Here is a 14,049-nt window from a genome sequence, read left to right as displayed (position 1 = left end):
CGCTGCCTCCCATCGCTTCATTGAATCTGCTTCACTTCGCCGGGATAGATCTCGATTGCCGCTTCCGCAGAAGGCAACTCCCTGCGAATTCGGGCAAGCAGAATCTCCCCCGTCTTCCGTCCCATTGCGTTCGGATTCTGCTCCGTATAATAAAGCGCCGGGCGCTTCAGCAGCGACCCCGCCTCGACCTCGCCGAAGGAGGCGACCGCCAGGTCGTCCGGAATGCGCAGGCCGTGGCGCACAATCTCAAGCAGAACGCCCAGGCTCATGCGATTGTTTAAGGAGACGATGGCCGCGGGGGGATGATCGGAAGCGAGGAACTCCGCGACCGCCCGGCTGCCGCCTTCGGCCGTGAATTCTCCATTGAATACGAGCGGTTCCCACGGAAGCGCGAATTCCCTCATCGCCTTCAGCACCCCCTCGTACCGCTCCTTCCCCGTGCTGACCCGAATCGGGCCGTTGACGACTCCGATTCGCCGGTAGCCGTCTTGCAGCAGTTTTCTCGTCAATTGGTACGCGCCGTCTACATTATCCTCGGCGACCAGATCCAACCGCACGCCGTTGTCGAGCTCAAGCTTCCGATCGATCAGAACAATCGGGACGCCCGCTTCCCACACGCCTCTGACGACCGACTCGTTGCCGCCGGACGTCGCCAGCACGATGGCGTCGACCCTCTTCTCGAGCAGCAGCCGAAGCTGCTTGCTCTCCTTGGCCGGATTCTCTTCCGAGCTGCAGAACAGAAGCTGGAAGCCCTCCGGTCCGACGACGTCCTCGATTCCTCTGGAGATTCCCATGAAGTAAGGATTCGAGATATCGGGAACAATAATGCCGATCATATAGGTTTTGTCTTGCTTCAGGCTGCGCGCGACGGCGCTTGGTCGATAATTCAGCTTCGCGACGGCTTCCAGCACGCGCTTCTTGATCTCGTCGCTGACATAGCCGCTGTCGTTCAGAACCCTGGACACGGTAGCCGTCGAGATTCCCGCCTCGCGCGCCACTTGTTTGATCGTTGCTTTGGACAACCAGACTCACCTCGAACCTTCCGGAAGCCGGAGGGGATATAATTAGGGGATGTACGTTGAACCAGAGAGAGATTAAAGATGATAACGAGCACGCTAGTGTCGATGCTTCACGCATGGCATGAGGCGCTATTGGGGCGAAGCTGGAAGCCGGCCGCTGGCCGTTCTGGCTTCGGGCTTGTCCGGCCGGCCGCAGACCGGCTTTGGCTGCAGAGACGGAATGTAGGCAAAATTTCGGACTTATTCGCTCGGTGCCTGGCCGCGCTCAGGAGTTTCCGGTTGGCAGTCCTGCCGATGTGCCACTATGCCAATATGTTATCGATTACGTAATCGATTACATGAAGATCATAAGCCGACATTCCCCGTCTTGTCAATGGGAATTCGATTGGATTCGTTAAGCGCCCGAAGGGCCGGGCGTCCGACCCTTCTGCTGCGCCCCGCAGTTCTCCGTCTCAGATCGACGTCGACCGATACTCCTTCTGCAGAAGGTGCTTCGACACGTACAGAATCTGGCCCATATGCTCCGAGAAGTGGGCGGCGCATTGGTGCAGCATGTCGAGGTTGCTGCGCTCCTTCCCCCGAACAAGCTGCGTCTCCTCGAACACCGCGTCCGGCAAGCTCCGAATTTGCCCGATCACATAGTCCATGTTCCGCAGAACAAGACTCTCCGCATCCGCCAAAGGCATGAACTCGCGCCGGAATTCCCTCTCGCGGTCCCGGGTGATGTCTTCTCCGAACATTCCTCGCCGAATTCGTTCGTCGATGTTCCCTTCGATATGCCTCAGCAGCGTCGGAATCGTGTGACTGACATCGTCGAGAGACCGGTTCAGCCGCTCGTCGTCCAACTGGCGGATCGCCTTGAGTGTGCGGGTCTTGATCTCCTCGAACTTCTTCGCAAGCCATTTCCGGTGGAAGTCGTAGGTCATTGCGTCTCCTCCTCCATAATACGTCCGAATTGTAGCCAGCCATCATGCTTGAATTCTCTCGTTGACGCATTCCTCGCTTCCCTTGCATCCCTCGCGCCCCTCGCTCCTCCACCTCGGGCACGATGTCGTTTGCGCGATTTATATGAATTTTCACATTCGTCGGCTTGAATTGGGGGTAATCCAGCCATTTTATGTGGTTTTTAGCATACATACGGAAACTCGGCCCGGAATTTTCGCTATGGATGCTATTTTTCACATAGAATCGCCCAAACGGTCCGTTATCAACCTGTGCCAATGTGAAATTTCACATTCGTTGCGACAGAGAGCCTCTCCTCATTAAATAAGGATACAGCAGCACCAGCCCCGCGACATAAATCGCCAGCGCGAAGTAAGCCGGCAGCAGATGGACAAAGTCCGTATAGCCGATCGCGGCGTGAACGCTGAAGGCGCCCCAGAAGCCGGGGATGCCTCCGAGCAGGAACAGCCGCCAGATCCACTTCTCCCCTTGGCGAATTCCCCACAGGGCGGTGCCGAGAATGGCGACCGCATCGCAGAAGAGCGCTCCGCCGAACCCGGCGCGGTCGTGAGCGATCGTCGGGATAAGCCGGTCGTTGAAGCTGCGGATGTCCTCCGTTCCCATGCACAGGTAAACAAGGTCCGACGGAACGAAGACGCCCGTGACTCCGACTCCCGAGATGACGAGCCCGCCGACGGCGAAGGCGAAGCCGAGAACGACCATCATAAGCTGCCCCCACTGGCCGAGCAGCCAAGCTCTGTCGTTCTTCACATTGGGAGGATGGACAAGCGTTCGGTCTCCCCTGGCTCTCAGCGACAGAATAAACATCGGGAACAGCAGCACGGCCGCCGCCGCATGAGCCGGATCGAAGTAGCCGTAGCCCAGGTAGAGGAAGAAGCTCGCGAAGCCGACCGTACAGGAGGTGACCGCAACGGTCTTCGCCCAATGCAGTCCCCGCGACAATCCGTGCTTGCCCAGCAGATAATAGATAAGGCCAATTGAGATCATCGTGCCCGCCAGCGTGACGCGATCATGGGACATGAAGCGCAGCAGCCGGGGATAGCTCTCCGAGATGTCGCTGCCCCGAATGCCCAGGAAGCTCTCGTCATAGGGGAGCAGCACCGACGTCATCGCGATCAGCCAGGCGATTGCACCGCCGACGATCATTCCCGCGCCGAGCAGGCACAGCCAGCCCCAACTGCTCCAGAAGGAAGACAGCGAGCCGGGCGGCTCGGCGGGCGCCGACTTCATTCGCTCGTACAGCACCGCTTCGTTCACCCGCTTCGGAAGCCCCGGTCCCGAGTAGACAAGCCCTGCGTGAAGCTGGACGAAGTCCGCTCCTGCTTCCATCAGCTCGAGCGCATCCTGCGGTTCATTCACACCGGCTTTGCAGACGATTCGCTGCCCATGGGCAAGTCGGCCGCGAAGCTTCCCGAGCAGGCGAAGCGCGGGCTTCTTGCCCGCCGGGCCGATCTCGAAGCCTCGTTCCGTGCGGATGCCGTCGTCGATAACGATCCCATCCCACCCCGGCGCCTCTTCGCTGTCTCCGTCCGGCGCAAGCGCGGCCAGAACGGCATCAAGCGCTTCGTCGTCGATCTCAAGAGGGATGCAGAGCAGCATGGGAATTCCTTCGCGAACGTTCGCCAGCCGGGACCGAAGCTCTTGCAGCCAGCGCTTTAGCCTCTCATCATCTACTTCTCGCGCCATCGGCAGCTCGATGAACCATCCCGACGCATACGGCGCCAGCCGCTCGGTGAGCGTCACAAGCTCGTTCAGCGCTCCGGCCCCGTCGGAAGCGCGCAGGCGAATAAATCGCGGACGCTTGGAACGGCTGCGCTTAAGCCGCTCTTCGATACGACGCACGCCGACGTTCGCGGCAGGATCGGAATAGATCAGCGTCTCCCGCGCCTCGTCCCGTTCGATCGTCAGCCCGCCCATGCGATCCTCGATCGTCACCGGACCAAGCTCCACGTAGCCGAAGCCGATCTGCTCCAGTGCCCGCTCCGCATGGCCGTTCAGATCCAGATTGCCGGACAGGCCGACCGGATACGGAATCGCGACATCGCCGATCTGCCCGGCGAGCAAGGGCGGCAGCTCCATATGACCGAACGTCCGGATGACGAACGCCCCCAAGGGCGACCGCCCAAGTCCGCCGAACGTCCGCAGAGTCAAGTCCCGCGCCCGCTGCGGCGGCAACCTGAACAATAGAGGGCGGAACAACGTGCGATACGACCAGTCCGGCACCGACTCTCACCCTCCGCTGAAGGAATGCATACTACGTCCGATTATGCATGGTGCTATCATACTAGAAAACCCGTTGCTCCGCATCCCTCTTACCCCACCGCTTCCTGCAACGCCCGGCCGCACATCCCGGCACATCAAGGACGAGCCTCGGCGAACAGCTCTCTCGTGAAGCGAATCCATTCCCTCGCGGCCATGCTCCGATAGCCGTCCCGCCGCCACGCCATGACCAATTCCCATGGAATCGCCGGACGAACAAGCGGCACAACGCTCACCTTCCGCGAGTCGAGCGCACGACAGATCGTCTCCGGCAGCATCGCAAGACCGAGCCCTTCCGCAACCATCTCCCCGATAAAATCCCACTGCGAGCTCTCATGGACAATTCGCGGCTCAAAGCCGGCGGAGCGGCACTCCGCGATGATTCGATCGTGAAGCGCGAAGCCGCTGACGAACAGAATAAAGCCCTCGTCCTTCAGCTCGGCCAGTTCGACGGAAGCCCGCCCGGCGAGCCGGTGGTCCTTGCCCATAATCACCTGAAGCCGCTCGCGAGCGATCGGATGCGATTCCAGACCGGGCGCCTCGATCGGCCAGAGCACGACACCTGCATCCAGTTCTCCGTCCGCCACCGCCCGCTCGATCCGGCTTGCCCCATCTTCGACCATGTTCAGCGTGATGCCGGGATATCGCTCCTGGAACTTCTTAATCACCCTGGGAAAAAAGAACGAGCCCGCCATCGGAGGAATGCCGATTCGGATACTGCCGCTGTTCAGGTACGTGAGGTCGTTGATCTCGGTCTTGAGTTGTGCGAACAGTTGCAGGATCGGCTCCGCATAGCGAACGATCGCTTCCCCGGCGGCTGTCAGCTTCGCTTGCTTGCCATCCCTCGCGAACACGTCCGCCCCAAGCTCGTCCTCGAGGTTGCGGACCATCTTGCTGATCGTCGGCTGCGTAATATGAAACGCCTCCGCCGCCTTCGTGAAGCTCCCATGCCGAACAATCTCCGCGACGTATTGCAGATGCCGTATCTCCACGTTTTTCCCACCGCCATAACATAGATATCCGGAATGTAAACCATTCAATATATTCATTTTACCTATGAAATAGCCGTCTGTATACTGAGAATATCGAGGAAAGGGGCACGTCAACGATGAGAGTCAAAGTGTTGTTCGCCACGGTCGCGCAGGTCATCTTCTTCATTCTCCTGTCGCAGGGAGCGGATGCGGTCGTCCGATGGCTGAACCTGCCGATACCGGGAACAATTCTGGGCATTCTCGTCCTGTTCGCGCTGCTGGAGCTGAAGGTGATCCGGCTCGATTGGATCGAGCTCGGCTCGAAGTGGCTGCTTGCGGAGATGCTGCTGTTCTTCATCCCGGCCACGGTCGGCATTATCAATTACAAGAGCCTTGTCGTCCATCAGGGACTCTCCATCGCCCTCGTAATTCTGCTCAGCACCCTGGCGGTCATGCTCTGCGCCGGACTGACGGGCCAGTGGCTGTCCGCAAGGCAAGGCGAAGGCGGCGGCCGCTCATGATCGCTTCCGTCTTCTGGCTCGCCTGCACCGTCGCCGTCTATCTGCTGTCTAAGCGGCTTTACCGCCGCTTCCCGCGAATTTGCCTGACGCCGCTTATCGTCACTCCCGCGATTCTGATCGTTGCCATTCTCGTTCTTGATGTCCCGTACGACACCTACGAGGGAGGAGCCGGCTTCTTGTCCGACCTCGTCGCGCCGGCGACGATCGCGCTCGCGGTTACGCTGTATAAGCACATCTCGGAGATGAAGCGGGATGCCTTCGCCATTGTGATCAGCGTCGGACTCGGCGCCGTTGCCGCGATCGTCACGACAATCGCCTTGTCCCGCTTGTTCGGCCTTCAGGCTTCCATCGTCGACAGCCTCGCTCCACGTTCCGCGACGACGCCGATCGCCATGTCCATCTCCTCGCGAATCGGCGGGCTTCCGACGATCACAGCCGTCGCGACGCTGGTCACGGGGGTCATGAGCATGGTCATGGGACCTCTCGTCGTGAAGGCATTCCGCATCCGGAGCCCTCTGGCGCGAGGCGTACTGTTCGGCACAAGCTCCCACTCGTCCGGCGTCAGCAAAGCGCTCGAGTATGGCGCCTCCACCGGCTCCATCGCCGCCGTCGCCATGATGGTTACGGCGTTCGTCACGCTTACGTTCGCCCCTTGGATCGCCTCGTGGTTCCAGTAACTCGGCAACTTCATGATGCCTCGTCCCCTCTGATCAGGCGGCTTTGGCGATTTATGCGGTTTTTCGCATTCATCGGCTGGGATTAGCGGGAATCGGGGCATTTTATGCGATTTTTAGCATACATACGGCAACTCGAACCAGAATTTTCTCCATGTATGCTATTTTTCACATAGAATCGTCCAACCTGCCCATTATCGAGCTGCACGAATGCGAATTTTCACATAAAATCCTGGTATCTGGCGGTATGGGGATCGGAATAGGCCGCGGGATAAGCGAATGGGTGGTGGAATGGGCGACGGCCTCGGCGGCCTCGGCGGCTTCGGCGGCTTCGGCGGCTTCATCGACTTTAGCAGGACCCGAGCCCTCGCGCAGTGACAAACAGACCGTTCTCCTGGTTGGGAACGGTCTGTTTTGGGGGTGTCTTATCCCCACTGTTCAGGCCCCAATTCCCAATAATTAGGATACTGATCAGAAGGGATAAGGCACCCTTTTATGAAAAGGAACAGGGCACTATCGCCCAGCACGCCGCGCCCTACCCTACATCACGAAACGCTCGTAACGGCCGGCAGAAGATTTTTGACATACAGCAGCTTGCCTTCGCCCGGGTAATAATAATCGGGCATGTGGCACAGGAACACGAAGCCGTTCCGCTCGAACATTTTGCGGGCGCTGGCGTATTCGGGCAAGTCGCAGGTGAACGTCTCGATATATCGACCGTTCTGCGAACGGCAATAGTCGAACATCGCTTCGATCAGTTGCCAACCGAGCTTGCGGTGGCGGTAGTCGCGATGAACGCCGAAGTATTCGAACCGGTAGCCGCCGCTGCGATGCTCGTTCTCGACGAAGATGATCGCGGAGACGACGTCCCCGTGCTCCTCCGTGTACCAACAGTTCACATGGCTCTCCTGCAAGCTGCGCATCGGCAGCCAGCGCAGTTGTTCCGTCTCCCCCGGCGTGAACCTCTGATCATCGAAGCAATGCTCCCCGAGCAGAAAGTCCGACACCCGGCCCGCTTCCGTTCCGCTGTTTACTTTTTTAATCGGGAGTCCCAACGTCCCTTGCTCCAATGAATTCGGCATCATCGCCATCCACCCCTTCGGTTATGATATCTTAAGCGCGTTGTTCCATTGCTCGCTGACGCCTTCCTGGAAGTAGCGGTCGCACTCGAAGAAGTACAGCTTGGCCGCCAGATCGTAGCGGTTCTTCTTCACGACGGCGACGAACACCTCGCGCGCATCGTAGAACCGGCCGCTCCGGAACAGCTCCACCGCCCGCTCGAACGGCTCCTTCGTCTCCTGCTTCAGCTTGCGGATGTGCTCCGAATCTCCCTCGAACACGTCGAACAGTTCGATCGTTTGCTGCTCCTCCCCCATCTGGAAGGACCCGAGCTTCCGATACGAACCCGGCGGGAGCTTCTTCATGGACCGCAGCGAATCCTCCGTCAGCAGCACGTTCACGCCCAGCTTGCCCGACAGCTTCTCGAGCTCGAGCGTCAGCTCCACCGCCGTCGACACGACGCTTCCTTCCAGCCGCTGCTCTTCGCCGATAATGCCGAGCATGACATCGGCGGTATGAACCGCGATGCCGATCTCGATCGGCTCGTACCCGGAATACCCCCGCTTGCGGTTGTATGTCTCGAGCGTCTCCCTCAGCTTTATCGCCGCCTTCAGCGCCTCGCCCGGCTCGCCCGGGAACATCGACAGCATCCCCGGCCCGAGATAGCGGCTCGTGAAGCCGCCGTACTCCCGCACGGCCGGCCCGAACTCCTTCAGGAAGGAGTTGATGAAGCGGAAGTTCTCGTCCGTCGTCAGCGTCTTGGAGAATTCCGTGAACTGCCGCATGTTGCACACGAGCATCGTCATCCGGCGATTCGTCTGTTCGCCCAGGCTGATCTGCGTCATATTCTTCTTCCCGAGCACCTTCAGGAACGGCTGCGGCACGAAGCGGAAGTACGAGTTGCTGAGCTTCGTCATCTCCTGGATGTACTGGCGGATCGAGCTGGCCATCATGTTGAAGCGCTCGCCCAATTCCTCGACTTCGTCCCGCGTTCGAATCTGCACCTTCACGTCCCATTCGCCGCTGGCGATCAGGTTGACGCTGCGTCTGAGCTTGCGGATGGAAGAGAGCAGATACACCGTCATCAGCGTAATGACGAAGAGCAGCACAAGGCCGATAATAGCAATAATGTTCAGAATGTTAACGACGATCTCGGAGGTGCTCTTGCTGATTCCCGTCATGTCCTTGCCCGTCTCGTAGATGCCCACGATGTCGCCTTCGGAGTTGTAGAGCGGGCCGAGCGCGTACATCCACTGACCGGTCGAGTCCTCCCATTCGCCGGAGACGACTACGCCCTCCTGCAGCACGCGAATGTTGTCCTCGCTGACCGGGAACGGCTGGAACATCGTCACGCTGTCGTCGTCGTCCATAATGATGTACAGCTTGCCGTCCATGTAGCGGTAGATCGTGTTGTACAGGCCGTCGCGGCTCTCTCCGTTCTGGGAGAACACGCCGTTCAGCCGCTGCTTGATCGTCAGGTAATCCTCGTTGCGGAAGTCCTTCGGGGAGTTCAGCTTCTCGAGGTTGTCTCCGCTCACCAGGTACCTGCCGTTGCCGGCGAGCAGCTTAAGCTGGCTGTCCGTGTTCTTCTTGATCTCCGCGGAGACGGAATGGGATACCGAATACGAGAGGCCGGCCATAAACAGAAGAACGACCGGGATAATGAGAGCGAGCTGCTTCAGCAGCAGGAACACCCGACGACGGAAGAGGTGAACGTAGACGAGCCGGAGGAACGTGACCGCCAGTACGGCTTCCGCGACGATAAGCAGCCAGTAGCCGAGCTTCAGCCACATGTCCGATTGCGGATAATGGTAACCGGTCTCGTAGGAGAGCACATCTCCCGCCGGCGACAGCGCGACGATCTGGTCGCCCGTCGCAACGATAATTCGGTCGCCCGTCGCCGTCAGGCTCGTGAAGTCGGACCATTCGACCTTCGGATCGATGTCCGTGAGCTGGTCGAAGGTCAGGAACGTCTCCGGCGCGGATTCCGGCTTGCCGGCGTCCAGTCTCTTGACCGCCGCGTCGTGATAATCGATGAAGTACACATAGCTTCCTTCGGCGACGATGCCAACCGGGAAGTTGAGCTGCGTCTCCGCATTCTTCGCGGGATACAGTTGAACGACCTCGCCGTTCTCGGCCTTGAACAGCCGGCCGCGCTTCGACGTGAAGAAGAACTGGTTCTCGTCGTTGCCGGTCATCTCGTTCAAGTAGCGATTGTTCGCCATCTCGGTCGTGCGCACGACCTCCGGCTGCTGCGGCGCGCCGCCCGCAATGTCCGTCGGAAGCTTAAGCAGCGAAGCGGAAGACGTATCCTTGCGGAAGAAATACAGGAACCCGTCCTTCACCGAGAGAGATTGAATGTTGCCGACCCGCAGCAGATTGTCCGCAGCCTCGTAGTTGGTGGAATACAGGGGCTCGATTCTGCTGCCGTCGGGAGAGATTCGCACGATCCGATCCCCGTATACGCGCAGCCCGTACGAATCCAGAATCGTCTCGAGCGCGTAGGCGTTGCCCGCCTCGTCGGCCGAGATGCTGCTGTACAGAGTGATCGTATTCGGATCTGCATCGTCCGCGCTCGAGACGGAGTAGATGAGCTTGCCCGAGGCGTTCGTCTTGCGAATCGCCTTCTTGGAGTCCGTTATCGCGTAGATCGCCCCGTCCGAATCCGTCGCAACGCGCGAGATGTACGTATAGGCAGCCTCGTTCGCGAACGGGTTGACCGTCCAATGCTCCCGAAGCGTCACGAGCGAGAGTGCGCCGACAACTACCGCCAGCAGCAATGCAATCAATTTACCCTTCACGGCGAACCGTCCTTCCCATCTATCGGTAATATCCGAATGACCTGCCGATCCGCTTCGCTCCAAGCGACCTCCATGCCAAGCACTTCGGGGAAAAACGGCAAAGTAACATAAGCAGCATATTGAGCAAACACGAACTTCGCGGCGAGCGGCGATTGTTCATCGCCTTCGATTCGTATTCGCCGGTTCGGGTCGACGACAATCCGGCCGTCGTCCGACGTCAACGTGATAAGGCCTGTCTTGCTGTCCGCTTGCACCCGGTAGCCCAGCGACTCCGCGTACAGCCGCAGAGGCACGTATGTCTCGCCTTGGACGGTAAGCGAAGCCGGCTTGCTGCCCGCCGGCAGAATCGGAGCCGCATTCGCGGACAACGCGCTTATCGCTTCCTTATATAAGACCGGGATCGGCCCTTGCCGGAACGCTTCGAGCAGTGCGGACAGACTCATCGGGGAGCCGGCGGAGCTCGCGTAAGCGGCCAGAACGCCGTTCACGTAAGCTTCCTTGGCGCCGATCGTACTTAGCTTCGCTTGCTTCAGCGCATCCAGGGCCGGCAGCGTCTGCAGCGCCTTGATCATCCCGGCGCGCAGCTTCAGCGTCGCCGCTTCGACTCCCGCCGCCGCCTTCGTCTCCGCCGCCAACGCGAGCCGCAGCGATTCCGCCAGGCTCGGATCGACGGCCGCCGCCTGCCCGGACAACGGGGGACTTCCTCCCCACGAGTAGCCGCTCTTCCATGCCGAGAGCGCATCTCCGGCCGATTGCCTGGCGAGCTGGAGCTGTTCCCGCGCCTGCACGGCCGCATCCGTCCACGTCTGCACCTCTTCCGCGGTCGCCAGGCCGAAGCTGGCTCGAGCCTGGGCGTCGCGGCCCGCGTTCGCGGCGGCCGTCGCATAATTCAGCCAAGGAGCCGCCCTCTGCGACGCGTATACATAGGCGACGAACAGCTCGGTACCGGCTTGGACAGCCTGGACAGGCTGCACGGAAGACGGTTCGTCAGTCTGCGCTGTGGGGTCCTGCGCCTGCACGTCCGTCTGCACATCCGCCTGCACGTCCGTCTGCACATCCGCTTGCACATCCGTCTGCTCGTCCGCTTGCACATCCGTCTGCTCGTCCGCATGCGCCGCCGCTCCTCCGAGAGTAGCGGCGAGCAGCAGCGACGCGGCTAATAGTCGATATTTTCCCATGGTTAATCTCCCGCTCCGGACAATTCCCAGTTTCCTCTAGTTTCTATAGTACTATAAATCCGTCTATTTGTGTTTATCCCCTCGTATTTATTGATGGATGTTGATAGAAATAGTAGAATAAAGTTAAAAAATGTTACATAGAAGGAGATGCTATGGGCCAATTCGTATGCGGAGGCGCGAGCCTACAATGCAGCTTCGGGATGGCGCCGAGCGTCCTGATGGTGCTGCCGGCCAATCGGGTCATTCAGGCGATGCCTTACGCGAACATTATGGACAACAAACCGCTGGTGAACATTCTTCCGTTCGGCATGTGCCAGTCGATGGCGAATCCAATGGTCGCCTCTGCGACGGCCGCCGCTCTCGGAGTGCTGACGCCGATGCCTTGCGTTCCCGTCACCGCAGCTCCGTGGGCTCCCGGGTCTCCTACCGTGATGGTCGGAACGTTTCCTGCGCTTAACAACTCATCCAAGTGCATGTGCAATTGGGGTGGCACCATACAGATTGTCAATCCCGGTCAAGTGACCGTTCAAGTTCCCTGAAGGAGTCGAACCCCTTGATCGAGAAACTCATTAAGCCTTATGTAACTCCTATCATCAAGAAGATCATGATGCCGCTTCGGAGGCTCAAGAAGTGGCCGAAGCTTCTGGCCAAGTTCCTGAAGGGACTCTTCAAGTCGATTCTCGGCCAGAAGGAGATCACGAAGGCGAGCTACGTGCGCTTCGGCAACACCTACGTCTCCAAGAAGCTCATCGTGATCGTCATTCTTATCCTTCTTGTGCTTTACTTCTTCCTCTTTATTCGGCCTCCCAAGTTCGTCAACAAGATGTTCCACCGCACTCCGTCCATTACCGTTGCAGCGGACGGGCAAGCCAGTGCCTACAGCGGAGCAGCGAAGCTGAAGGACGAGAGCGGCTCGCTCGTGTACGAAGGCGCTCTGGCGAACGGAGTGTACGAAGGCGAAGGCACGCTCTATTGGGCCAATGGCACGATCAAGGAGCAAGGAACCTATGCGGCGGGGTTGATTGTTCAAGGCAGCCGATACGACGAGGAAGGCCGTCTGCTCTACACCGGAGCGTTCGCCGACAACGTCTACGAAGGCCAGGGACGGCTCTATTATCCAGGCGGGAACGTTCAGTACGAAGGCGAATTCAAGGCGGGAAGCCCGAACGGAACGGGCAGCGGCTACTCCGAGGCGGGAGCTCTGCTCTATGCCGGCGGGTATGCGAACGGCGTCTACAACGGCGAAGGCACGGAATACGGCGAAGGCGGCGCCATCGTCTACCAGGGCGGCTTCCTCGCCGGGAAGTACAACGGAACGGGCAAGACGCTGTATGCCGACGGCACCGTGCGCTACAACGGCGAATTCGTCAGCGGCAAGCCGTCCGGGGCCGGAGCGGAATACTTCGAGAGCGGCAGCGTCAAGTACGAAGGCGGCTTCCTCGCCGGAGCGTACAGCGGCACCGGCACTCTCTACTCCGCTGCGGGAACGCCGCTGTACGTCGGCGGCTTCCTGAACGGCAGCTATCAAGGGGACGGACAGCTCTTCGACGAGACCGGTCTATCCGTCTACCAAGGCTCGTTCGCCGCCGGCAAGTACCATGGGCAGGGCAAGCTGTTCAGCGCCGCGGGTATGGTCGAATATGAAGGCCCGTTCGTGGAAGGGAAGCTGAACGGAATCGGCACCTGGTACCGGGAAGACGGCACCATTCAGTACAAGGGAGCGTTCCGCAGCGGTGCCTTGGACCCTTCCGCTTTCCTCGGGCTGTCCGCAGTGCGGCTGACCGAGCTGCTGGGCGAAGCCACCGTCGTCGACGTGCTGAACGCATCGTCCGACGATTCCGACGCGGCGCTTGCCGGCGGGACGGATGCAAGCGCCGCGGATGCGAGCGGCGCGAATACGGGCGAGGCGGCCGACAGCGCGGGAACAAGCGACGGCGGCGTATCTGACTCCTCAACCGTGACCGCCGCCGCCATGAGCACGACGGGCACGACCGCGGCTGTCGGCGGGGCGGCCAGTCCTTCCCTGCAGATCCGCTACCAGGATCTGAAGCTGACGTTCCTCGTCGCGATGGACGACTCCGGCTCCTCGGGCGAAGCCTCCGTGCAAGAGGTCCGGATCGGCAACGGCCCTGTGCTGGCGCGGCTGTACCAGGAGATGACCGCCTTGGCCAAGTCCGAAGCGGAAGCCGACCCGGCCTCGGTCGTGCTGATCGAGCTGCCCTCGTCCACGACGCTTACCATGAACGGCAGCACCTATCGCTTCGACATCGACAAGAAGCAAGGCACGCCAACCGGCGGCACGATTGTTCTCTCGGCGTCGTGATGCTAGCGCCTCTAACCGCCAAGCGGCACGGGATCATTCCCGTTGTCGCTTGGCGATTTTTATGCCTCTGTCCCGTACTCGGCCGCCATGAATCTACCATATTGTGGAATCCCCATGAGCGTCATCCCCCTTTCTGCGCATTATGCCTCATCTCCCCTTCGATCAGGAACTTCTCTTCCCGGACTCCAGCCTTCGCGCGGCAACACTTTTTTTACGGAACCTCTTGCATTAATTCCAGAAAATGCTACAATAAAAGAGAACAAACGTTCTGTTTCGTGGAG

At 59.8% G+C, this 14,049-nt stretch carries 11 protein-coding genes; 4 read left to right on the top strand and 7 right to left on the bottom strand.

Annotated features, from left to right (window positions below; translation table 11 throughout):
- Positions 1-17: 17 nt before the first annotated feature.
- The 4 genes from E6C55_RS29345 to E6C55_RS29330 form a co-directional block, all read right to left on the bottom strand.
- Positions 18-1,022 carry a LacI family DNA-binding transcriptional regulator gene (locus tag E6C55_RS29345; protein ID WP_136373397.1) on the bottom strand — a complete coding sequence of 335 codons (1,005 nt, stop codon included), beginning with the start codon at positions 1,020-1,022 and terminating at the stop codon, positions 18-20.
- Positions 1,023-1,471: 449 nt separating this feature from the next.
- Positions 1,472-1,945: a DUF1572 family protein gene (locus E6C55_RS29340; protein WP_136373396.1), complete on the bottom strand. Its 474-nt coding sequence runs from the start codon at positions 1,943-1,945 to the stop codon at positions 1,472-1,474.
- Positions 1,946-2,249: 304 nt separating this feature from the next.
- Complete coding sequence (locus E6C55_RS29335) at positions 2,250-4,205, bottom strand: dihydroorotate dehydrogenase (RefSeq protein WP_136373395.1); 1,956 nt, start codon at positions 4,203-4,205, stop codon at positions 2,250-2,252.
- 134 nt (positions 4,206-4,339) lie between these two features.
- The gene (locus E6C55_RS29330) at positions 4,340-5,233 is read right to left on the bottom strand and encodes a LysR family transcriptional regulator (protein WP_136373394.1); all 894 of its coding nucleotides are present in this window, start codon (positions 5,231-5,233) and stop codon (positions 4,340-4,342) included.
- Positions 5,234-5,349: 116 nt separating this feature from the next.
- Here E6C55_RS29330 and E6C55_RS29325 point away from each other — a divergent pair, with 116 nt between their 5' ends.
- Positions 5,350-5,733: a CidA/LrgA family protein gene (locus E6C55_RS29325; protein WP_136373393.1), complete on the top strand. Its 384-nt coding sequence runs from the start codon at positions 5,350-5,352 to the stop codon at positions 5,731-5,733.
- Positions 5,730-6,410, top strand: coding sequence for an LrgB family protein (locus E6C55_RS29320; RefSeq protein ID WP_136373392.1), 681 nt, complete (start codon positions 5,730-5,732; stop codon positions 6,408-6,410). The genes E6C55_RS29325 and E6C55_RS29320 overlap by 4 nt, the downstream gene beginning before the upstream one ends.
- Before the next feature lie 542 nt (positions 6,411-6,952).
- Here E6C55_RS29320 and E6C55_RS29315 read toward each other — a convergent pair.
- The 3 genes from E6C55_RS29315 to E6C55_RS29305 are packed head-to-tail and all read right to left on the bottom strand — an operon-like array spanning position 6,953 to position 11,445.
- Complete coding sequence (locus tag E6C55_RS29315) at positions 6,953-7,492, bottom strand: GNAT family N-acetyltransferase (protein WP_168735936.1); 540 nt, start codon at positions 7,490-7,492, stop codon at positions 6,953-6,955.
- Between the two features lie 18 nt (positions 7,493-7,510).
- Entirely contained in the window at positions 7,511-10,267 is a 2,757-nt protein-coding gene (locus E6C55_RS29310) for an adenylate/guanylate cyclase domain-containing protein (protein WP_136373390.1), read from the bottom strand.
- The gene (locus tag E6C55_RS29305; protein WP_136373389.1) at positions 10,264-11,445 is read right to left on the bottom strand and encodes a copper amine oxidase N-terminal domain-containing protein; all 1,182 of its coding nucleotides are present in this window, start codon (positions 11,443-11,445) and stop codon (positions 10,264-10,266) included. Before E6C55_RS29305 ends, E6C55_RS29310 begins: the two co-directional genes overlap by 4 nt.
- A gap of 152 nt (positions 11,446-11,597) precedes the next feature.
- On the opposite strand from E6C55_RS29305, the gene E6C55_RS29300 reads away from it, so the two are divergent.
- The gene (locus tag E6C55_RS29300) at positions 11,598-11,984 is read left to right on the top strand and encodes a DUF4280 domain-containing protein (protein WP_136373388.1); all 387 of its coding nucleotides are present in this window, start codon (positions 11,598-11,600) and stop codon (positions 11,982-11,984) included.
- Between the two features lie 14 nt (positions 11,985-11,998).
- Positions 11,999-13,768 (top strand): toxin-antitoxin system YwqK family antitoxin, encoded by a 1,770-nt coding sequence (locus E6C55_RS29295; protein ID WP_136373387.1) that lies wholly within the window; start codon positions 11,999-12,001, stop codon positions 13,766-13,768.
- Positions 13,769-14,049 lie beyond the last annotated feature (281 nt).

This window comes from Cohnella fermenti (assembly GCF_004801405.1).
Classification (GTDB): Bacteria; Bacillota; Bacilli; order Paenibacillales; family Paenibacillaceae; genus Cohnella; species Cohnella fermenti.
The sequence above is the reverse complement of the archived record's forward strand: the minus strand, read 5'-3'. Positions and strand labels throughout refer to the sequence as shown.